We start from the raw sequence: 20,369 nt of genomic DNA, 5'->3' as shown, positions 1-20,369 counted from the left end.
GGGCCGCGCCCCGGGATCAACCGGCGAAGATGGCCTTCTTCTGCTCCTCGATACTGGTCAGGATGGAGTCGACGCTGCCGGGATCGCGCACGAACGACTGCAGGGAGGGAATCATCACCGTGGAAGCGAAATCCGGGCGGGTGTCGCGGTCCATGAACTGGGCGATGTGGTCCGCGTCGTCGACGATGGCCTTGGCCTTGGCCTGCAGAGGGGTGTAGCCGCTGGTGTCCACCTGCGAGGACGCCCCCACGAGGCCCTTGTCCGCCTCGAGGTTGATCTGCTGGGCCTCCGCTGACCCGAGGAACTCCAGCAGCTGCTGGGCGGATCCGCCGTTCTCCGTGACGGCGGACATCATGAAACCGTCGATGGGGGCGTCGATCGAGTCGGTGCCGTGCTCCGGGTTGATCTCCGGGAACGTGAAGAAGTCGAGGTCCTCGAGCAGCTCGGGGTTGGACTCGTCCTGGAACTGCTGCGAGACGAACGTGCCGAGCAGATAGGTGCCCGCCTCCTTGCGTTGCAGGGCCTGGGCGGCCTCCTGCCAATCGCGTCCCAGCGAACCCTCCTGGTGGTAGGGAAGCAGGTCCCTCCACGTGGCGAAGACGTCCTTGACCTCCCCGGAGGTCCAGTCGTGTTCACCGGCCATCAGTTGCTGGTGGAAGTCGTAGCCGTTGATGCGCATGTTGAGGATGTCGAAGGTGCCCATCGCCTCCCAACCGCCCTTGTCCGCGAAGGCGATCGGCACTAGCCCGTCCTTCTGCATCTCCTTGGACAGCGCCACGTACTCGTCGAGGGTCGTCGGGATCTCGTAGCCCTTCTCCTCGAAGAGCGATTTCCGGTAGTGCACGGCCCACGGGTAGTACACGAAGGGGACGAAGTAGGGGTTGCCGTCCGCTGCCGTGGCCGCCTCCCGGAACGAGTCGGAGTACTGCTCGCCGATGGTGTCCCATACGTCGTTGAGCGGTGCGGCCAGTCCTTGGTCGGCGAAGTAGCGCATCCGGTACCCCGCGAACCACGCGAACACGTCGTCGGGGTCGCCCTGGAGATAGGAGTTGATCTGCTCCTGATAGGTGTTGTGGTCGATGGTGTTGATCGAGACGTCGACGCCCGAGCGCTCCTTGAAGGCCTCGATCACGCGAGCGTAGGCGGCCTTGGGGACGGCATCGGACTGGTTGGAACCCAGCGTGATCGCACCGGTACCGTCCGAGGCCGCCCCTGTGGAACCGCCACCGCACGCCGAGAGAGCGGCGAGCATGCCGCCGCCGAGGGCCCCGCCGAGCAGGGCGCGGCGACCGAACGGGACGGTGACGGAACCGGGCAGTGACAGCGGCGACGGGCTGCGACGGGAACGATGGCTGGACGGCATGTCGACTCCTTCGGGAAGCGGTGGGGTGCTGCCACCTGTCCGTTCCGCCGGCCACAGGCAACCGACGATCAAAAACGAACATTTAAGAACAGGAGTGAATGTGTCATAGAGCACAGGCATCGTCAACACGCTCTGTCGGTAGGCAATTGGCGGACAGGTCCATGTTCGGTTTTGTTGACCTAACGTTTGACCTGGGTCACACTGAGCGAAAAGAACATCAACCGGCGGCGGAGTCCGCGTCCGGTCGACCGGCCACAGGAGAGCCCGCATGCCTGAACAACTGCCCACGGAAAGGCGGCGCGCCATCCTCGAGATGGTGCGCGGATCCGGAGCGGTGCGCGTGATCGAGGCGGCTCATCTGCTGGGCGTCTCCGACATGACGGTACGGCGGGACCTCGACCTGCTCGCCAGGGAGGGGGCGGTCCGCAAGGTGCACGGGGGAGCAACCCTGCCCGCGGACTCCACGGCACTCGAGCCAGGTTTCTCGTCCAAGGAAGGGCTGCAGACGTCGGCCAAGGACGCCATCGCCCATGAAGCAGCGGCCATGCTGTTCCCCGGGTGCTCCGTGGCCCTCAACTCTGGCACGACGACGTACGCTCTCGCCCGTCGGCTGGTCCACGTGAACGATCTGACCGTTGTCACCAACTCACCGCGCATCGCGGCGCTCCTCTACGACGCGCCGTCCGAGAACCAGACGGTCGTCACGCTGGGCGGCGTCCGCACCCCGTCGGACGCCCTGGTGGGGCCGCTCGCCGAGGCGGGGCTGCGCACCCTGCACGTGGACCTGTGCTTCATGGGTGTCCACGGGATGAGCGAACGGGCGGGTCTGACCACCCCCAACATGATGGAGGCCGAGATCAACCGCCTGTTCCTCGAGCACTGCGACCGCAGCGTGGTGGTCGCTGACTCCACCAAGTGGGGGCTCACGGGCCTGCACCACATCGCCGACCTGTCGGACGTGGACACCGTGGTCACCGACGCGGGACTCACCCCTGCGGCGCGGAGCGCCCTGGGCCAGGCGGTCCCGGACCTGCGCGTGGTGGAGGTCCCGTGACGCGCCCGAGCCCTGTCGCCCCACCCTCCCGGACCTCCCACAGATCGGATACCGCTGTGACCATCGCCCACCGGACCCACCACCTGGCCGACGGGCGGGAGGCGGTGTTCTTCGCCGATCGCGGCACGGAGCCGGTCGCGCAGGTCAGTGACCGTCGTCCGCTGGGGGAGCGGGCCGGGCACGGTCAGGTGCGCTTCGACCGGTTGACCGGGGAGTGGGTGGCGGTGGCCGCCCACCGGCAGACCCGCACCTATCTGCCGCCGGCCGATCAGTGCCCGCTGTGCCCGTCGGTGGGCGGCCGGGAGTCGGAGATCCCGGCGGCGGACTTCGACGTCGTGGTGTTCGAGAACCGCTTCCCGTCCCTGGGCCCGGAGCTGGGGGCGCTGCCGGTGCCGGACCCGGCGGGGGAGCGGGCGCTGTGGGGGGTCCCGTCCCCGGCCTACGGCCGTTGCGAGGTGGTGGTGTTCACCCCGGAGCACCGTGGGTCCTTCGCGGATCTGGCGCCGGAGCGGGCGCGCACGGTGGTGGAGGCCTGGGCCCAGCGCACCGAGGCGCTGTCGGGGACGACCGGGATCCGGCACGTGTTCCCGTTCGAGAACCGCGGGGAGCAGATCGGGGTGACCCTGCACCACCCGCACGGGCAGATCTACGCGTACCCGTATCCGGCCCCGCACGCCGCCCGCCTGGCGGCCCGGTCGCGGGCGCACCTGCAGGAGACGGGGCGGGCGCTGATGGGGGAGGTGCTCGCCGACGAGACCGCCGCCGGGGAGCGGATGGTGCTGGCCGGGGAGCACTTCTCCGCCTACGTGCCCTACGCGGCGCGCTGGCCGCTGGAGGTCCACCTGGTCCCGCACCGGCAGGTCCCGGACCTGGCGGCGCTGACCGGGCCCGAGCGCGACGAGCTGGCGGTGCTCTACCAGGACCTGGTGCAGCGGGTGGACCGGCTCTACACCACCCCCACCCCCTACATCGCGGCCTGGCACCAGGCCCCGGTGAACGCCGCCGACCGGGCGGCCGGGTGGCTGCACCTGCAGCTGACCAGCCCGCGCCGGGCGGAGGACAAGCTGAAGTTCCTGGCCGGTTCCGAGGCGGCGATGGGCGCGTTCATCAACGACGTCACCGCCGAGCAGACCGCCGCACGCCTGAGGGAGGCCGCACGATGACCGCACCGCACCCCCACCAGCAGACCACCTCCCCGTCGACGGCCCGGCCGGGGACCGGTCGGCACGCCGGGAGCCAGGGCAGCGGGGACCAGGGCACCGGGGGGCAGGACGCCGCCCGGGCCGTCAGCGGGCCCCGGGGCGGGTGAACCTGATCGGGGAGCACACCGACTACAACGACGGGTTCGTGCTGCCCTTCGCGATCGACCGCTCCGCCATGGTGGCGGTGCGGCTGCGCCGGGCCTCGGAGCCGGACCCGGAGCTGGTGGAGCTGGCCTCCACCTACGCCCCCGACGGGCAGCGGCTGTCCCGGGCCCGCTTCCGCATCCCCGACCTCGCCCCGGGGGCGGTCGCCGACTGGGGGGCCTATCCGGCCGGGGTCGTGCACGTGCTCGGCGGGCTGGAGGCGGTGCAGGTGCCCGGCTTCGAGCTGCTGCTGGACTCCACCGTGCCGGTGGGCGCGGGCCTGTCCTCCTCCCACGCCGTGGAGGTCGCCACGATCGTGGCGCTGAACGACCTGCTGGGCCTGGGCCTGGAGCGGGCGGGCATGGCGCGGCTGACCCAGCGGGCGGAGAACGAGTTCGTCGGGGCACCGACCGGGATCATGGACCAGTCCGCCTCGCTGATGGGCCGGGCCGGGGCGGCCCTGTTCCTGGACTGCCGGAGCCTGGCCGCCGAGACCGTGCCGCTGCCGCTGGCCGAGCACGGGCTGGCGGTGCTGGTGATCGACACCAGGGTCGCCCACTCCCACGCCGACGGCGGCTACGGCGCCCGGCGGGCCTCCTGCGAGGCCGGGGCCGCCGCTCTCGGGGCCGCCTCCCTGCGCGAGGTCCCCGCCGACGCCGACCTGAGCGCCCTCGACGCGGTGACCGCCCGGCGGGTGCGCCACGTGCTCACCGAGAACGCCCGGGTGCTGGCCACCGTGGCGCGGCTGCGCGCCGGGGACGTGGCCGGCATCGGGGAGCTGCTGGTCGCCTCCCACACCTCGCTGCGCGAGGACTACGAGGTCTCCTGCCCCGAGCTGGACCTCGCCGTGGACACCGCCCTGGCCGCCGGGGCGATCGGGGCGCGGATGACCGGCGGCGGATTCGGCGGCTCGGCGATCGCCCTGGTGGCCGCCGGGCAGGCCGAGCGGACCGCCGCCGCGGTGAGCGAGGCCTTCGCCCGGGCCGGCCACCGGGCCCCCGCCACGTTCGTGGTCACCCCCGGCGACGGCGCGGACCGGATCCACTGAACCCGCACCCCGGCCCGGGGAGCGACCCCGCACCGGGGCGGACGGCCGGGCCCGGCGAGGGGGCGCGGCGCGGGGAGGGCCGGCCCGCACCCGGCGGGCCGGCCCGCGGACGCGGCGACGACGGGGCGGTCACGAACATGACACGCGTCACCTCGGCCGGGCCCGCGTGCCAGAATGACCGCATGAGCAACCCCATGGACATCTCCGGGCACAACCCCGCGAAGGAGGCCCGGACGCACCGGCCCCCGGTCACGGAGCTGTCCCAGGAGCAGTGCTGGGAGCACCTCTACAGCGCCCGCTTCGGGCGGATCGCCACGATGGACGGCGACGAGATCGAGATCACCCCCATCAACCTCGTGGCCGACGACGGGAAGATCTACTTCCGCACCGCCAAGGGCACCAAGCTGCTGCACCTGGTGCTCAACGAGCACGTCGCGGTGCAGGTCGACCACGCCCAGGGCGGGGAGGCGTGGTCGGTGATCGTGCGCGGCACGGCCCGCCAGCTGACCGACCCCGAGGAGACCGCCCGGGTGGACGAGCTGCCGCTGCGGCCGTGGGTGGAGACCACCAAGCTCGAGTACGTCGAGGTGGTCCCCACGAAGGTCACCGGGCGCGTGTTCCGCCTGGGGCACTGACCCCGGGCGTGGATCCGTGGCACCGGCCCGGGGCGCTGACCCGGGGGGCCGAACCGGGGCGCTGATCCGGGCGGCGCGGGAGGCGCCGCGGCACTTGTAGCCTGGTGCGGTGGCACAGCACCGGATCCTCTCCCACTACGTCTTCGCCCCGCTGCCCGACCCCACGGCCGTGATGCTCTGGCAGCGCACCCTGTGCGAGGGCCTGGGCCTGCGCGGGCGGATCCTGGTCTCCCCGCACGGGCTCAACGGCACCGTGGGCGGTGAGGTCGGGGCGCTCAAGCGGTACGCGCGGGACACCCGCGCCCACCCGGCTCTGCGGGACGTGTCCCTCAGCTGGTCGGACGGCTCGGCCGAGGACTTCCCCCGGCTGTCGGTCAGGGTCCGTGAGGAGCTCGTGTCCTTCGGCGCCCCGGAGGAGCTCGAGGTGGACGAGCGCGGCGTGGTCGGCGGCGGGACGCGGCTGAGCCCGGCCGAGGTGGACCGCCTGGTGGCCCGGCGCGGCGAGGACGTCGTGTTCTTCGACGGGCGCAACGCCCACGAGGCACGGATCGGGCGCTTCCGCGGAGCCGTGGTGCCGGACGTGGCGCACACCCGCGACTTCGTGGCCGCCCTCGACTCCGGGGCCTACGACCACCTCAAGGACCGGCCCGTGGTGACCTACTGCACCGGCGGCATCCGCTGCGAGGTGCTCTCCGCGCTGATGCGCCGCCGCGGCTTCGAGGAGGTCTACCAGCTCGACGGCGGCATCGCGGCGTACGGCCGCGAGCGCGGGGACCAGGGCCTGTGGGACGGGTCCCTGTACGTCTTCGACCGGCGGATGCACGTGGAGTTCACCCCGGAGGCCGTGACGATCGGGCGCTGCGACCGGTGCGGCGCGCCCGCCAACCGCTTCGTCAACTGCGCGGACGGCTCCTGCCGCGCCCTCTTCCTGGCGTGCCCGGCCTGCCGCGGGGCGCACCCCGCGGCGACCTGCCCGGCCGGGTGCGGCACCGCGCCCGGCGACGCCCCGCCCCCCGCCCTGCTCCCGCACGGCGGGACCGCCCCCGGACAGGAGCACTGACATGGCCCCGGACACCCCCGGCCGGCCCCCCGCCTTCTCCCGGGTGCCCGGCACCCCCGTCTCCGACGACCCGCGGCGGCTGGCCGCCCTGCACGGCGCCCTGCGCGGCAGCGGCTTCACCCACGACCGCGTGGCCGGGCTGCTGGGCGCGGCCGCGATGGACGCGCTCGCCCGCGACCAGGCCGTGCCCGCCCTGCGGGTGCTCGAGCCGGTGCTGGGCACGCCGGGGCACCCGGACCGGGGGACGGCGGGACTGGTCGTCCTGTTCCTGCTGGGCCGCGCCGTCCCGGCCGAGGTGCTCGCCGCCTCCGCCGTCGCCCCCGGGGACCTGGTCGGACTGGGCCTCGCGGAGCAGACCCGGGACGGGCTGCGCTCCACGGTGGACCTGCGGCCCCACGCCGCCGACGACGGGACCGAGCTCTACGTGGCGAGCGACCTGGGCGAGTCCCAACGCCCCGGAGTGCTGCGCCGCGACCACGTGCTGGGCATCGGGCAGGCGTCCCTGACCCTGGCGCAGACCACCGACCGCCGGCCGGTCGGGCGGGCGCTGGACGTGGGCACCGGCTGCGGCATCCAGACCTTCCACCTGCTCGCCCACGCCCGGCACGTGACCGCCACCGACCTCTCCGACCGGGCCCTGGGCTTCACCCGGTTCAACCTGCTGCTCAACGCCCAGGCCTTCGCGCTCGACCCGCACCGGCTGGAGGACCGGGTCAGCCTCCGCGCCGGCTCCCTGCTCGACCCCGTGGCCGGGGAGCGGTTCGACCTGGTGGTCTCCAACCCGCCGTTCGTCATCACCCCCCGCGCCCCGGGGGAGACCCCGGCGGACCGCTTCACCTACCGGGACGGCGGCCTGCCCGGGGACCGGATCGTGGCCGACCTCGTGCGGGCGCTGCCCGGGGTCATGGCCCCGGGGGCCACCGCGCACCTGCTCGGCAACTGGGAGGTCCTCGGCGAGGCGGCCGGCGGCGCCGAGGACACCGCCGGGGAGCCCGTGCCCGTCGCCGAGCGGTGGATGCACCGGCCGGACAGCTGGGTGCCCGAGGAGATCGACACGTGGTGGATCCAGCGGGAGCTGGCCGGGCCGGAGGAGTACGCCGAGACGTGGCTGCGGGACGCCGCCGAGTCGCGGGACCCGGAGCACTACGAACGGGCCTACCGGGCCTACCTCGACGACTTCGCCGCCCGCGGCGTCGAGGCCGTGGGCTTCGGGATGATCCGGCTGCGCCGTCCGGCCGCGCCGCGCCCGCACGGCGGGGCGCTGCGCCGCTTCGAGCACGTCCCGCACCCGGTGCAGCAGCCGCTCGCCCCGGCGCTGGCGGCCACGTGGGCGCGCGCCGACTGGCTCGCGGAGCACTCGGAGGACTGGCAGGACGCCCACCTCGTCGCGGCCGAGGACGTCACGGAGGAGCGCCACCAGCGCCCCGGTGCCGAGCACCCCGGCGTGATCCTGCTCCGGCAGGGGGCGGGGCTGCGCCGGACCACGGTGCTCACCAGCGAGGCCGCGGGCTTCGCCGGCGCCTGCGACGGCGAGCTGAGCGCCCGGCAGATCCTCGCCGCGCTCGCCGCGCTGCTGGAGTGGACCGGGGTCGAGCGGGAGCGGCTCGCGGAGGAGGTCCGCCACCTCGTGCTCGACGGCTTCCTGGTGCCGCTCGAGCAGCAGCCGGCCCCGACGGATGTGGGCGGATGAGCACGGGACGCCGAGGCGTCGCGAGTGGAAGGATGAGGGCATGAGCATCGGAGACAACCTCAGCCCCATCAAGACCCTGGACAAGGACACCGTCTGGCAGCTGCTGGCCGCGCACCCCTTCGGCCGCCTGGCCGTGGAGGCCGCCGGGCTGGTGGACATCTTCCCGGTGAACTACGTGGTGCACCAGCACAAGCTGTACTTCCGCACGGCCCAGGGCTCCAAGCTCTCCAGCCTGATCGTCAACGACCAGGTGGCCTTCGAGATCGACGAGGTCACGGACGACGACGTGGTGCGCTCCGTCGTGGTGCACGGCCGGGCCCGCCGGCTGGAGACCCGCGCGGAGATCGAGGCCGCCGAGGAGCTGCCGCTGAAGCCGTGGGCGCCCACGCTGAAGTACAACTTCGTGGTCATCGACGTGGAGACCGCCACCGGCCGCGAGTTCACGATCGCCGACGAGCCGGAGCACTACCCGTCCTGAGCCCGCGGCCCGGCCACACGCCCGGACCGCGCCGGCGGCCGCCGTCGTCCCCCGTGTCCTCCGCGGCGCGAGGGACGCCGGCGGCGACGCGTTATGGTGGAGCGCAAGGCGGGCCGGACGACGCCCGCCCGTCCGACCCGACGTCCAGCAGCGCCGCGTCCCGCGGCCCGCGCGGACCGCAGCAAGGAGTACCGTGCCAACGAAGGCCACCCAGAGCCCGGGAACGGGCAAGAGCCTGCTCATCGTGGAGTCCCCCTCCAAGGTCAAGACCATCGCCGGATACCTCGGCGACGCCTACGAGGTGGAGTCCTCCATGGGGCACATCCGCGACCTCCCGCAGCCCTCGGAGCTGCCGGCGGAGCTCAAGAAGGGGCCCTACGGCAAGTTCGCGGTCGACGTGGAGCACGGCTTCGAGCCGTACTACGTGGTGAACCCGGACAAGAAGAAGAAGGTCACCGAGCTCAAGCGCAAGCTCAAGGATGCCGACGCCCTCTACCTCGCCACCGACGGCGACCGTGAGGGCGAGGCCATCGCCTGGCACCTGCTGGAGGTGCTCAAGCCCAAGGTCCCCGTCTACCGGCTGACCTTCCCCGAGATCACCCGCGAGGCCATCGAGCGCGCCTTCGGGGAGCTGCGCGAGCTGGACCAGGACCTGGTCGACGCGCAGGAGACCCGGCGCATCCTGGACCGGCTCTACGGCTACGAGATCTCCCCGGTGCTGTGGCGCAAGATCGCCTCCGGCCTGTCCGCGGGCCGTGTCCAGTCCGTGGCCACGCGCCTGGTCGTGGAGCGCGAGCGCCAGCGCATGGCCTTCGTGCCCGCCGACTACTGGGACCTCAGCGGGACCTTCGCCCGCACCGACGGCGAGGACGCCGGCACGGCCTTCAGCGCGCGGCTGTCCACCGTGGACGGCAAGCGGGTGGCCGGGGGCCGGGACTTCGGCGACGACGGCGTGCTCAAGGGCGCCGCCGGCAAGCTCGTGCACCTGGACGAGACGGCGGCCCGGGACCTGGCCGCTGGGCTCGAGGACGCCGCGTTCGCGGTCCGGTCGCTGGAGACCAAGCCGTACACCCGCCGCCCGGCCGCGCCGTTCACCACGTCCACGCTGCAGCAGGAGGCCGCCCGCAAGCTGCGCTTCACCTCGCGCACCACGATGCAGGTGGCGCAGAAGCTCTACGAGAACGGCTACATCACCTACATGCGCACCGACTCCGTGGCGCTGTCCGACCAGGCGGTCTCGGCCGCCCGGCGGCAGGCCGCGGAGCTCTACGGCTCCGATTCCGTGCCGGGCTCCCCGCGCGTCTACAGCTTGAAGTCGAAGAACGCCCAGGAGGCGCACGAGGCCGTGCGCCCCGCCGGGGACTCTTTCCGGACGCCGAACCAGGTCCGCGGGGAGCTCTCCGCGGACGCCTACCGGCTCTACGAGCTGATCTGGAAGCGCACCGTCGCCTCGCAGATGGCCGACGCCAAGGGCTCCACGGCCACCGTGCGCCTCGGGGCGACCTCGTCCTCCGGGCGGGACGCCGAGTTCTCCGCGTCCGGCACCGTCATCACGTTCCGCGGCTTCCTCGCCGCCTACGAGGAGGGCCGCGACGAGGAACCGGCCGAGGGCAAGGACGGGGACAAGCGGCTGCCGCGCATGGCGGAGGGCGACCGGCTCGAGGCGACCGACGTCGCCGCGGACGGGCACCGCACCTCCCCGCCCCCGCGCTACACCGAGGCGTCCCTGGTCAAGGTCCTCGACGAGCTGGGCATCGGCCGGCCGTCGACCTACGCGGCCGTGATCTCCACGATCATGGACCGCGGCTACGTCCGGGTCCGGGGCTCGGCGCTCATCCCCTCGTGGACGGCGTTCTCCGTGGTGCGCCTGCTCGAGGAGCACTTCTCCGACTACGTGGACTACGACTTCACGGCCGAGATGGAGGAGGGCCTGGACCGCATCGCCCGCGGCGAGGAGGACAGCACCGACTGGCTGCAGGACTTCTACTTCGGCTCGCAGGAGCACGAGAACGGGCTCAAGCCCATCGTCGACGACCTCGGCGAGATCGACGCCCGCGCGGTGAACTCCATCCCCGTGACGGACACCATCACCCTGCGCGTGGGCAAGTTCGGCCCCTACCTCGAGGTCGCGGGCGCGGTGGACCCCGGGACGGGCGAGATCACGGAGCCGATCCGCGCGAACGTGCCGGAGGACCTGGCCCCGGACGAGCTGACGCCCGAGAAGGCCCGCGAGCTCATCGAGACCGGCAAGGCCGACGGCCGGGAGCTCGGCCGCGACCCGGGCACCGGGCGGGCCATCATCGCGAAGGACGGCCGCTACGGCCCCTATGTCACCGAGGTGATCCCCGAGCCCACCGCCGAGGAGCTCGCGGCCCAGCCGGTCGAGTACTACAAGAACGGCAAGCCCAAGCCCCCGAAGAAGCCGGTCAAGGAGAAGCCGCGCACGGGGTCCCTGCTGTCCTCGATGACCCTGCAGGACGTGACCCTCGAGGACGCGCTGAAGATCCTCTCCCTGCCCCGGACCCTGGGCACCGACGCCGAGGGCAACGAGATCACCGTGCAGAACGGCCGCTTCGGCCCCTACCTGAAGAAGGGCTCCGACTCCCGTTCCCTGCAGTCCGAGGAGCAGCTGTTCACGATCACCCTCGAGGAGGCGCTGCAGATCTATGCCCAACCCAAGCAGCGCGGGCGGGGCACCGCCAAGCCGCCGCTCGCGGACCTGGGCACCGACCAGATCACGGAGCGGCCCATGGTGATCAAGGACGGGCGCTTCGGGCCCTACATCACCGACGGGGAGACGAACGTGACCGTCCCCCGCGGGGAGACCGTGGAGCAGATCACCCCGGCGCGCGCCAGCCAGCTGCTCGCGGAGAAGCGCGCCCAGGGCCCGGCGCCCAAGCGCGCCGCGCGCTCCACCGCCAAGGCCCCGGCCAAGTCCGCTGCGGGGAAGTCGTCAGCGGCGGGGAAGCCGGCAGCGGGGAAGTCCTCGGCGGCGAAGAGCGGCACGCGGAAGAGCACGACCAAGAAGCCGGCGGCGGGCCGGCCCGCCCGCGCCGGGACCAAGGGCTGAGCCGCCCCGCACCGCGGGACGGACACGGAACTCGAAGGAGCACCACGGCATGCGTCTGGGAGTCCTCGACGTCGGATCGAACACGGTCCACCTGCTGCTGCTGGACGTCTACCCGGGCTCCCGGCCCGAGCCGTACGCGTCCCACAAGCTGGCCCTGCGGCTCGTGCAGTACCTGGACGAGGACGGCAACATCTCCGACGCCGGCCGGGACGCCCTGACCTCCTTCGTGATCGAGGCCCGGGACTTCGCGGTGGACAACGCGGCGGAGGACTTCCTGGCCTTCGCCACCTCCGCGATCCGCGAGGCCGGCAACGGGGCCCAGGTGCTGGACCACGTGCAGTCCCGCTCCGGGGTGACCCTCACCGAGCTGGCCGGGGACCAGGAGGCGGCCGTCACCTTCTTCGCGGTGCGCCGCTGGTTCGGCTGGGGCGCGGGCACCGTCCTGGACCTCGACATCGGCGGCGGGTCCTTCGAGATGGCGCTGGGCGACAACGCCCTGCCTGCCGTGGCGACCTCCGTGCCGCTGGGCGCGGGACGGCTCACCCGCACGTTCATCGCCGGTGACCTCGCCACGCCCCAGGAGATGAAGGCCCTGCGCAAGCACGTGCGCCGGGAGCTCAAGCCCGCCGTCGCGAAGGTCCGGGCGGCCGGGGAGCCCACCTGCGTGGTCGGCACGTCGAAGACCTTCCGCTCCCTGGCCCGGATCTGCGGGGCCGCCCCCTACGCCATGGGGCCCTACGTCCCGCGGACCCTGCACCTGGAGGACCTGCGGCTGTGGACCCGGCGGATGGAGGCGATGACCCCGGACGAGCGGGCCGAGATGCCCGGGGTCTCGCCCGCCCGGGCCCGGCAGATCCTGGCGGGCGCGGTGGTGGCCGAGGCCGCCATGGACGCCTACGGGATCGAGTCGCTGCGGATCTGCCCGTGGGCCCTGCGGGAGGGGCTCATCCTCCGCCGCCTGGACCAGCTCAGCAGCCACGCCGACGTCCGCACCGTCGACCCCCGGCACCTGGTGGGGGCGGCATGAGCGAGCAGCAGGGCTCCGCCGCGGAGCCGTACCGGGCGCACGTGGCGCTGTCCACCAGCTCCCTCTACCCGCTCGGGGTCCCGGAGACCTTCGAGGCGGCCGTGGAGCTGGGCTACGACAGCGTGGAGGTGCTCGTCACCCACGAGCGGATGAGCCAGCTCAACCACCAGCTGCGCGACCTCGTGCAGCGCCACCAGCTGCCCATCTCCACCATCCACGCCCCGACCCTGCTGCTCACCCAGCAGGTCTGGGGCAAGTCGTGGACCAAGATCCAGATGGCCGCGGCGCTCACCGAGCAGGTCGGCGCGGAGGTCGTCGTCGTGCACCCGCCCTTCCGGTGGCAGCGCAAGTACGCCTCGAACTTCGTGGAGGGCGTGCGCGTGGTCTCGGAGGCCACGGGCGTGAAGATCTCCGTGGAGAACATGTACCCCTGGCGGGTGCGCGGGCGCGACACCGTGGTCTACGCCCCGCACTACAGCCCGCTCGGGCAGGACTACGACTGGGTGACGTGGGACTTCTCCCACGCCGCGACCGCCCGGATGGACTCCCTCGCCGCGATCCAGGAGCTCGGCCCCCGCCTGGGCCACGTCCACCTCACGGACGGGTCGGGGGAGACCACCGCGGACGAGCACCTGCTGCCCGGCCACGGCGTGCAGCCGGTCGCCGAGTCGCTCCAGCACCTCGCGGCCACCCGGTGGCAGGGGGTGATCGGGGTGGAGGTCTCCACCCGCCGCTCGACGAGCGCCGAGGAGCGCACCCAGTGGCTCGCCGAGTCCCTGGACTTCGCCCGCCGACACACGACCCCGGCCGAGGACGCCCCGCCCGCCGAGGCCCCGGGCGGCTGACGGCCGCCCCGCCCCGACCCATCCCCGCTTCGAGAGGACCCCACCGACCATGACACCTGTGCTCGCCTTCCTGGGCTGCGGCTCCATGAACGGATCCATCCTGCGGGGGGTGCTGGCCTCCGGCGTGCCCGTCGAGCAGGTCCGGGCCACTGTCCGCTCCGCCGAGAGCGCGCACCGGCTCCAGGAGGAGACGGGGGTGCGCCCGTACGTCACCGGGGAGGACCCCGAGGCCAACCGGCGGGCCGCCCGCGAGGCCGACGTCGTGCTGCTCGGCGTGAAGCCGGTGGGCATCCTCGAGCTCGCCCGCGAGATCGCCCCCGCCCTGCGCCCGGGCACCGTCGTGGCCTCCGTGGCCGCCGGCATCTCGGTCGGCGCGCTCGAGCAGGCCCTGCCCGCCGGCCAGCCCGTGGTGCGGACCATGCCCAACACCCCCTCGAGCGTGGGCCGCGGCGTCGTGTCGGTGACCCCGGGTGCTGCCACCACGGCCGAGCAGACCCGCGCCGTGCGCCGGGTGCTCGAGGCCGTCGGCACCGTCGTGGAGGTCCCCGAGGACCAGGTCGACGCCGTGACCGGCGTCTCGGGCTCCGGGCCGGCCTACGTGTTCCTCCTGGCCGAGGCGATGCAGCAGGCGGGGGAGCGGATGGGGCTGCCGTCCGACGTCGCCCGGGTGCTGGCCAAGGAGACCGTCTCCGGCGCCGGTGAGCTGCTGCGCCCGGCCGAGGCCGACCCCGCGGCGCTGCGCAGGGCCGTCACCAGCCCCAAGGGCACCACGGACCGGGCGATCACGACCTTCCAGCAGAACGGCTTCGAGGACCTCGTCGCCGCGGCCGCGCAGGCCTCGGCCGACCGCTCCGCGGAGCTGACCCGGGAGTTCAGCGCCGGCTGAGCCCCGCCCCGCCCACGGCCCGGGCGGGCCGTGCCCTTTCGCCGGTCCGCCCGGGGCCGCGGCCGGCCGGGGGCCGGTCAGGGCCGGGCGGCGAAGCGCTCGAGCAGGTCCACGTGCCCGGAGACGATGAGCAGGTCCCGGGAGGTCACCTTCGTCTCGGGACGGGCGTAGGTGAAGTCCTCCCCGGGCGACTTCACGCCCACCACCGTCACGCCGTACTTGGAGCGGACGTGGGCCTCCCCGAGCGTGAAGCCCTGCACCTCCCGCGGCGGGTGCATCTTGACGATGGCGAAGTCGTCGTCGAACTCGATGTAGTCCAGCAGCCGGCCCGAGACCAGGTGCGCGGTGCGCCGGCCGGCGTCGGCCTCGGGGAAGATCACGTGGTGGGCGCCGATCCGCGAGAGGATCTTGCCGTGGGCCGGGGTGATGGCCTTCGCCCAGATCCGGCTCACGCCGAGGTCCACGAGGTTCGCCGTGATCAGCACGCTGGACTCGATGGACGTGCCGACGCCCACCACCGCGGAGTCGAACTCGGCGGCGCCGAGCTGGCGCAGCGCGTCGATGTCGGTGGCCTCGGCCTCGACCACGTGGGTGAGCTGGCCCGAGAGCTTCTGCACCAGCTGGGCGTCCCGCTCCACGCCCAGGACCTCCCGCCCCTGCCGGGCCAGCTGGAGGGCGGTGGCCGTGCCGAAGCGGCCGAGACCGATCACCAGGACAGGAACGCTGTGGGACGAACGGTCAGCCAATGATCGGCCTTTCCTCGGGGTACTTGTACAGACGGCGGCGCGAGCGCAGGGCCAGGGCGGCGGCCACGGTGGTGGTGCCGATGCGGCCCACGAGCATGATGACGGCGAGGACGTACTTGCCCTCCGGCGGGAGCTCCCCGGACAGGCCCACGCTCAGCCCGCACGTGGCGTAGGCGGAGATCACCTCGAACAGCACCCGGTCGAGGGGCTCCTCGGAGACCTCCACGAGGATCCCGCAGCCGACCAGGACCACGGTGGCGCCCATCATGATGACCGAGATCGCGATGCGCAGGGCGTCCTCGGGAATGGTGCGGTAGAACGCGATGACCGACCGGTCGCCGCGGGCCTCGGCCAGGATCGCGAGGAACACCACGGCGAGCGTGGTGACCTTGATCCCGCCCGCGACGGACGCGGGGCCGCCGCCGGCGAACATCAGCGCGTCCGTCATGAGGAGGGTGACCGGCTCCAGGCTGTTCATGTCCACCAGGTTGAAGCCGCCGGAGCGGACCATGACCGAGTGGAAGAACCCCTCGAAGACCTTCTGCGTCACGTGCCGCCCCTGCAGGGTGTCCGGGTTGGACCACTCGAAGGCCAGGAACAGCGCCCAGCCGACGAACAGCAGGACCGTGGTGGTCACCACGACCAGCTTCGTGTTGAGGTTCCACCGGGAGAAGCGCAGACCCGTCTGCCGGAGCACGAGGACCACGGGGAACCCCAGCGAGCCGAGGAAGACGCCCAGGGCGATGGGCAGGAGGATCAGGGCCGCGTCCGTGTAGGGCACGAGCCCGTCCGAGTGCGGGGTGAACCCGCCGTTGTTGAAGGCGGAGACCGCGTAGAACACCCCGTGCCACAGGGCGGTGAGGAAGGGCTCCCCGACCAGCAGGAAGCCGATCGTCAGGACGGCGGCCAGGATCCCCTCGATCACCACGGACATCACCACGATGACCTGCAGCAGCGAGCCGACCTCGCCGAGGCGCCCGATGTTCAGCGCCTCCTGCGTGATCAGCCGGGACTTCAGGCCCAGCTTGCGGCCGATCGCCAGGGCCAGGATCGAGGTCATGGTCAGGGTGCCCAGGCCGCCGATCTGCATCGCGATCAGGATCACGAACTGGCCGACGAAGGACCAGTTCGTGGCGGTCGGCACCGTGGTCAGCCCGGTGACGGTGACGGCGGAGGTGGCGGTGAAGACGGCGTCCTCGAGCGCCGTGTCCACCCCGGGCGCGGAGGAGACCGGCAGCCACAGCAGGAAGGAGAACACGGTCACGACCGCGGCGAAGGAGATGACGGCGAGGCGGGCCGGGGAGCCGGCCGCGATCCGGTCCACCAGGTCGCGCAGCGAGGTGAGCAGCCAGAAGCGGCCCCGCTCCTCGCGGGACACCCAGGACCGGTGCTGCAGGTTGCTCACGGGCCCTCCTCCTGATGTCCGCACCGCCCGGCCCGGACGGCGTCGGCCGCGGCGCGTGCCCCGGCCCGAGACAGTATCCCACCCGCGCCGGCGCGGCGTGCCGCGCCGCGGGTGTAGGTTATCGCCCATGCCCTTGGAAGAGGCCCTGCTGCGGGCCCGGGTGCGCCGGCTGACCCACGCCTCCAGGCCCCGCCGCAGGCGCCCCCGGGCGTCCCGGAGGAGCACCGACCCGCGGGAGGTCACTCCGAAGCGCACCGCTCAGCTGATCGTCGGCGCCTTCGCGGCCGCACTGGTCGCCGGCACCGTCCTGCTGCTGCTCCCGGTCGCCCGCGTGGGCCCCGGCGGGGCCTCCTTCATGGAGGCCTTCTTCACCGCGACCTCGGCGATGTGCGTGACCGGGCTGATCGTGGTGGACACCCCCACCTACTGGACCCCGTTCGGGCAGGCCGTCGTCCTGGCCCTGATCCAGATCGGCGGGTTCGGGGTGATGTCCTTCGCGACCGTGCTCGGGATCCTGCTGGCCCGCCGGCTCGGGCTGACGGCCAGGATCATGAGCTCCGCCGAGACGAAGAGCCCCGGCTACGGGGACATGCGCCGGGTGCTGCTGCGCGTCCTGGCCACCACCCTGGTGGTCGAGACGCTCGTGGCCGCCGCGCTCGCCCTGCGCTTCGCCGCCGGCTACGGCTATGGGGCGGGACAGGCCGTCTGGCACGGGGTGTTCCACGCCGTCTCGGCGTTCAACAACGCCGGTTTCGCCCTGTACACGCTGTCCATCATGGACTTCGCGACCGACCCCTGGATCAACCTGCCGCTCATCGCCGCGGTGGTCCTGGGCGGGCTGGGCTTCCCGGTGCTCCACGAGCTGCGCCGGGAGTGGCGCCGGCCGCGGCGGTGGAGCATGAACACCCGCATCGTGCTGCTCGCCACCGTGGTCCTGCTCAGCGCCGGCACGGTGTTCCTGAGCGCCGTGGAGTGGGCCAACCCCGCCACCCTCGGCCCGATGCGGGCGGACGAGAAGCTGCTGGCCGGCTTCTTCCAGTCCACCATCGCCCGCACCGCCGGGTTCAACAGCATCGACGTCTCCGCCATGCACCCGGTGTCGTGGCTGGGCCTGGACCTGCTGATGCTCGTCGGCGGCGGGCCGGCCGGCACCGCGGGCGGCCTGAAGGTCACCACGTTCGTCGTCCTGGGCTGCATCGCCTACACGGAGGTCACCGGCGGCGCGGCGGTCAACGTGCTGGGCAGGCGGCTGTCCCGCTCGGTGCAGCGCCAGGCCACCACGGTGGTCGTGCTGGCGCTGGGCGCCGTGGCCGCCGCCACGATGGTGCTGATGCTGCTGCACGAGGACATCGGCCTGGACCGGCTGCTGTTCGAGGTGATCTCCGCCTTCGCCACCGTGGGCCTGTCCACCGGGATCACCGCCGCCCTGTCCCCGGCGGGCCAGGGGGTGCTGATCGCGCTGATGTTCCTGGGGCGGCTGGGGCCCATCACGGTGGCCACGGCCATGGCCGCCCGGCCGCGCAGGGCCCTCTACGAGCTGCCCGAGGAGCGCCCGCTGATCGGCTGATCCCACCACCCCCGCCCCGCCCGGCACCGCAGGGCCCCACGGCCCGCCCCGACGCCTCCAGGAGGTCCCCGCATGTTCCCCACCCGCCCGGCCACCACCGCTCGTCACCCCTCCGGCCGCCGCCGGCCACCGGGCACGGTGGCCGTGATCGGCCTGGGCCGCTTCGGCGCCGCCCTCGCCCTGGAGCTGATGCGCAACGGCGCCGAGGTGCTCGGCGTCGACACCGACGAGGGCGTCGTCCAGGAGCTCAACGGGCAGCTGACCGCCGTGGTGCGCGCGGACGCCACCCAGGAGCAGCTGCTGCGCCAGCTGGGGGTCGACGAGTTCGACAAGGTCGTCGTCGGGATCGGCTCGGACGTGCAGGCCAGCATCCTGGTGGCCTCCCGGCTGCTGAAGTTCGGCCACCCGGAGATCTGGGCCAAGGCCATCACCGGCCCGCACGCCGAGATCCTGGAGCAGCTCGGGGTGCACCACGTGATCAGCCCCGAGCACGACATGGGCGTGCGCTCCGCCCACCTGATCCAGGGCCGGGTGCTCGACTTCGTGGTGATCGACGAGGGCTTCGCGCTCATCCGCTGCCCCGCCCCCGAGGCGGTCCAGCAGCGCCCCCTGGACGCGCTCAACCTCCGCCGGGCCCACGGGGTCTCCGTGGTCTCCGTGCGGCGCCCGGGGGAGTCCTGGGAACCGGCCGAACCGGGGACCGTCCTGTACGAGAACGACCAGGTCCTCGTCATCGGGCCCACCCGCAAGGTGCAGGCGTTCAGCGACCTCGACTGACCGGGCCGACCGGATCCGGCCCGCGGTCCGGGCGGACACAAAGGGCCCCGGCACCGGGGGTCCGGCGCGGGGCGACGACGCGAGTGGTCTAATGGCCGTGTGACTCCTGCTACATCCGGGCCCGGCGCCCCGCACCCCACGCGACTGTTCTGGGACCCCGCCCTGCTCGAGTACGACTTCGGGCCCCACCACCCGATGCACCCCTCCCGGCTCGAGCTCACGTACCGCCTGGTCCAGGAGTTCCGCCTCGACCGCCGGGCCAACGTCACCGTGGAGGCCCCGGAGGTCGCCCCGGACGACGTCCTGCGCCTCGTCCACCCCCAGCACTACCTGGACGCGGTGCGGGCGGTCGGCGCGGACCCCTCCCTGGAGATCCCCGAGTGCGGGCTCGGCACCGAGGACACCCCGGCCTTCCCGCGGGTGCACGAGGCCAGCGCCCGGCTGGTGGGCGGCACCTACCAGGGCGCCGCGGCCCTCCTGGCGGGGGACGCGGTGCGCGCCGTGAACTTCGGGGGCGGGATGCACCACGCCCACGCGGAGCGGGCCAGCGGCTTCTGCATCTACAACGACTGCGCCGTGGGCATCCGGCACCTGCTGGAACAGGGCGTCCAGCGGGTGGCCTACGTGGACGTCGACGGCCACCACGGGGACGGGACCCAGTCGATCTTCTACGACGACCCCCGGGTGCTCACCATCTCGCTGCACGAGACCGGCCTGGCCCTGTTCCCGGGCACCGGCTTCGCCAACGAGACGGGCCGGGGGGCGTCCGAGGGGTACGCCGTCAACGTCGCCATGCCCGCCACCGCCGACGACGCCATGTGGCTGCGGGCCTTCGACGCCGTGGTCCCGCCGCTGCTGCGCCAGTTCGCGCCGGAGGTGCTGGTCAGCCAGCACGGCTGCGACTCCCACTTCGCCGACCCGCTCACCCACCTGCGGGTCAGCGTGGACGCCCAGCGGCAGACCGCCGTCGCCCTCGCCGGACTCGCCGACGAACTGTGCGAGGGCCGGTGGATCGCCACGGGCGGGGGCGGGTACAACTGCCACGACGTGGTGCCCCGGTCCTGGACGCACCTGGTCGCGATCGCCGCCGGGCACCCGGTGGACGTGGGCGCGGCGGTGCCGCAGCCGTGGCGGGAGCATGTGCGCGAGCGCTACGGGGCCGAGGCGCCGCGGGTGATGGGCGACGAGGTGGACCTGTGGTGGCGCTCGTGGGAGGTCGGCTTCGACCCCAACGACGAGACCGACCGCACGATCATGGCCACCCGCAAGGAGATCTTCCCGCAGTGGGGGCTGGACCCGTGGTTCGACTGAGCCCCGAGCCCCCGGCTGCCGGCGGGCGGGGGAGCAGGGCGGACGTGCCGCTGCCGGGTGC

18 protein-coding genes are annotated in these 20,369 nt (G+C 73.1%); 15 read left to right on the top strand and 3 right to left on the bottom strand.

Annotation, left to right across the window (positions count from 1 at the left end; translation table 11 throughout):
* Positions 1-16: 16 nt before the first annotated feature.
* Complete coding sequence (locus AYX06_RS06435) at positions 17-1,363, bottom strand: ABC transporter substrate-binding protein (RefSeq protein ID WP_062735063.1); 1,347 nt, start codon at positions 1,361-1,363, stop codon at positions 17-19.
* 268 nt (positions 1,364-1,631) lie between these two features.
* Between AYX06_RS06435 and AYX06_RS06430 the strand changes: the two genes are divergently transcribed.
* The 12 genes from AYX06_RS06430 to proC all read left to right on the top strand — a co-directional run bounded on the left by AYX06_RS06430 (position 1,632) and on the right by proC (position 14,502).
* Positions 1,632-2,417 carry a DeoR/GlpR family DNA-binding transcription regulator gene (locus tag AYX06_RS06430; RefSeq protein WP_062735062.1) on the top strand — a complete coding sequence of 262 codons (786 nt, stop codon included), beginning with the start codon at positions 1,632-1,634 and terminating at the stop codon, positions 2,415-2,417.
* Positions 2,418-2,479: 62 nt separating this feature from the next.
* Positions 2,480-3,580 carry a galactose-1-phosphate uridylyltransferase gene (galT, locus tag AYX06_RS06425; RefSeq protein WP_062736920.1) on the top strand — a complete coding sequence of 367 codons (1,101 nt, stop codon included), beginning with the start codon at positions 2,480-2,482 and terminating at the stop codon, positions 3,578-3,580.
* Positions 3,577-3,726 carry a hypothetical protein gene (locus AYX06_RS19685; RefSeq protein ID WP_157093454.1) on the top strand — a complete coding sequence of 50 codons (150 nt, stop codon included), beginning with the start codon at positions 3,577-3,579 and terminating at the stop codon, positions 3,724-3,726. Before galT ends, AYX06_RS19685 begins: the two co-directional genes overlap by 4 nt.
* A complete protein-coding gene (gene galK, locus AYX06_RS06420) occupies positions 3,723-4,811 on the top strand; it encodes a galactokinase (RefSeq protein WP_084271479.1) in 1,089 nt (362 codons plus the stop codon). The genes AYX06_RS19685 and galK overlap by 4 nt, the downstream gene beginning before the upstream one ends.
* A gap of 182 nt (positions 4,812-4,993) precedes the next feature.
* Positions 4,994-5,446 carry a pyridoxamine 5'-phosphate oxidase family protein gene (locus AYX06_RS06415; RefSeq protein ID WP_232319405.1) on the top strand — a complete coding sequence of 151 codons (453 nt, stop codon included), beginning with the start codon at positions 4,994-4,996 and terminating at the stop codon, positions 5,444-5,446.
* A 109-nt stretch (positions 5,447-5,555) separates the two neighbouring features.
* The gene (gene trhO, locus AYX06_RS06410; protein WP_062735060.1) at positions 5,556-6,506 is read left to right on the top strand and encodes an oxygen-dependent tRNA uridine(34) hydroxylase TrhO; all 951 of its coding nucleotides are present in this window, start codon (positions 5,556-5,558) and stop codon (positions 6,504-6,506) included.
* A gap of 1 nt (position 6,507) precedes the next feature.
* Positions 6,508-8,196, top strand: coding sequence for a DUF7059 domain-containing protein (locus tag AYX06_RS06405; RefSeq protein ID WP_062735059.1), 1,689 nt, complete (start codon positions 6,508-6,510; stop codon positions 8,194-8,196).
* Between the two features lie 40 nt (positions 8,197-8,236).
* Complete coding sequence (locus AYX06_RS06400; protein WP_062735058.1) at positions 8,237-8,674, top strand: pyridoxamine 5'-phosphate oxidase family protein; 438 nt, start codon at positions 8,237-8,239, stop codon at positions 8,672-8,674.
* Between the two features lie 193 nt (positions 8,675-8,867).
* Positions 8,868-11,744, top strand: a complete 2,877-nt coding sequence (gene topA, locus AYX06_RS06395; RefSeq protein WP_062735057.1) for a type I DNA topoisomerase — start codon at positions 8,868-8,870, stop codon at positions 11,742-11,744.
* Positions 11,745-11,793: 49 nt separating this feature from the next.
* A complete protein-coding gene (locus AYX06_RS06390; RefSeq protein WP_062735056.1) occupies positions 11,794-12,771 on the top strand; it encodes a Ppx/GppA phosphatase family protein in 978 nt (325 codons plus the stop codon).
* Positions 12,768-13,616 carry a sugar phosphate isomerase/epimerase family protein gene (locus tag AYX06_RS06385; RefSeq protein ID WP_062735055.1) on the top strand — a complete coding sequence of 283 codons (849 nt, stop codon included), beginning with the start codon at positions 12,768-12,770 and terminating at the stop codon, positions 13,614-13,616. The genes AYX06_RS06390 and AYX06_RS06385 overlap by 4 nt, the downstream gene beginning before the upstream one ends.
* A gap of 49 nt (positions 13,617-13,665) precedes the next feature.
* Positions 13,666-14,502, top strand: coding sequence for a pyrroline-5-carboxylate reductase (proC, locus tag AYX06_RS06380; protein WP_062735054.1), 837 nt, complete (start codon positions 13,666-13,668; stop codon positions 14,500-14,502).
* 77 nt (positions 14,503-14,579) lie between these two features.
* Here proC and AYX06_RS06375 read toward each other — a convergent pair whose 3' ends face one another.
* On the bottom strand, positions 14,580-15,248 hold the full coding sequence (locus AYX06_RS06375; protein WP_047804683.1) for a potassium channel family protein: 669 nt from the start codon (positions 15,246-15,248) through the stop codon (positions 14,580-14,582).
* The gene (locus AYX06_RS06370; RefSeq protein WP_147017452.1) at positions 15,241-16,653 is read right to left on the bottom strand and encodes a TrkH family potassium uptake protein; all 1,413 of its coding nucleotides are present in this window, start codon (positions 16,651-16,653) and stop codon (positions 15,241-15,243) included. The genes AYX06_RS06375 and AYX06_RS06370 overlap by 8 nt, the downstream gene beginning before the upstream one ends.
* Positions 16,654-16,780: 127 nt before the next feature.
* Between AYX06_RS06370 and AYX06_RS06365 the strand changes: the two genes are divergently transcribed.
* The 3 genes from AYX06_RS06365 to AYX06_RS06355 all read left to right on the top strand — a co-directional run bounded on the left by AYX06_RS06365 (position 16,781) and on the right by AYX06_RS06355 (position 20,308).
* Positions 16,781-18,220, top strand: a complete 1,440-nt coding sequence (locus tag AYX06_RS06365) for a TrkH family potassium uptake protein (protein ID WP_084271478.1) — start codon at positions 16,781-16,783, stop codon at positions 18,218-18,220.
* Positions 18,221-18,292: 72 nt separating this feature from the next.
* Entirely contained in the window at positions 18,293-18,997 is a 705-nt protein-coding gene (locus tag AYX06_RS06360) for a potassium channel family protein (RefSeq protein WP_062735053.1), read from the top strand.
* Positions 18,998-19,096: 99 nt separating this feature from the next.
* Entirely contained in the window at positions 19,097-20,308 is a 1,212-nt protein-coding gene (locus tag AYX06_RS06355; protein ID WP_062735052.1) for an acetoin utilization protein AcuC, read from the top strand.
* Positions 20,309-20,369 lie beyond the last annotated feature (61 nt).

Origin of the sequence: Kocuria turfanensis, assembly GCF_001580365.1 — a bacterium.
GTDB classification, from domain to species: Bacteria; Actinomycetota; Actinomycetes; order Actinomycetales; family Micrococcaceae; genus Kocuria; species Kocuria turfanensis.
Note: the sequence above shows the minus strand (reverse complement) of the source record. Positions and strands in the feature narration are given on the sequence as shown.

Excerpts from the sequence above, each read along its gene's own strand:
- AYX06_RS06435 (WP_062735063.1), bottom strand. The coding sequence starts at position 1,363 with ATGCCGTCCAGCCATCGTTCCCGTCGCAGCCCGTCGCCGCTGTCACTG.
- AYX06_RS06430 (WP_062735062.1), top strand. The coding sequence starts at position 1,632 with ATGCCTGAACAACTGCCCACGGAAAGGCGGCGCGCCATCCTCGAGATG.
- AYX06_RS19685 (WP_157093454.1), top strand. The coding sequence starts at position 3,577 with ATGACCGCACCGCACCCCCACCAGCAGACCACCTCCCCGTCGACGGCC.
- AYX06_RS06415 (WP_232319405.1), top strand. The coding sequence starts at position 4,994 with ATGAGCAACCCCATGGACATCTCCGGGCACAACCCCGCGAAGGAGGCC.
- AYX06_RS06405 (WP_062735059.1), top strand. The coding sequence starts at position 6,508 with ATGGCCCCGGACACCCCCGGCCGGCCCCCCGCCTTCTCCCGGGTGCCC.
- AYX06_RS06400 (WP_062735058.1), top strand. The coding sequence starts at position 8,237 with ATGAGCATCGGAGACAACCTCAGCCCCATCAAGACCCTGGACAAGGAC.
- AYX06_RS06390 (WP_062735056.1), top strand. The coding sequence starts at position 11,794 with ATGCGTCTGGGAGTCCTCGACGTCGGATCGAACACGGTCCACCTGCTG.
- AYX06_RS06385 (WP_062735055.1), top strand. The coding sequence starts at position 12,768 with ATGAGCGAGCAGCAGGGCTCCGCCGCGGAGCCGTACCGGGCGCACGTG.
- proC (WP_062735054.1), top strand. The coding sequence starts at position 13,666 with ATGACACCTGTGCTCGCCTTCCTGGGCTGCGGCTCCATGAACGGATCC.
- AYX06_RS06365 (WP_084271478.1), top strand. The coding sequence starts at position 16,781 with ATGCCCTTGGAAGAGGCCCTGCTGCGGGCCCGGGTGCGCCGGCTGACC.
- AYX06_RS06360 (WP_062735053.1), top strand. The coding sequence starts at position 18,293 with ATGTTCCCCACCCGCCCGGCCACCACCGCTCGTCACCCCTCCGGCCGC.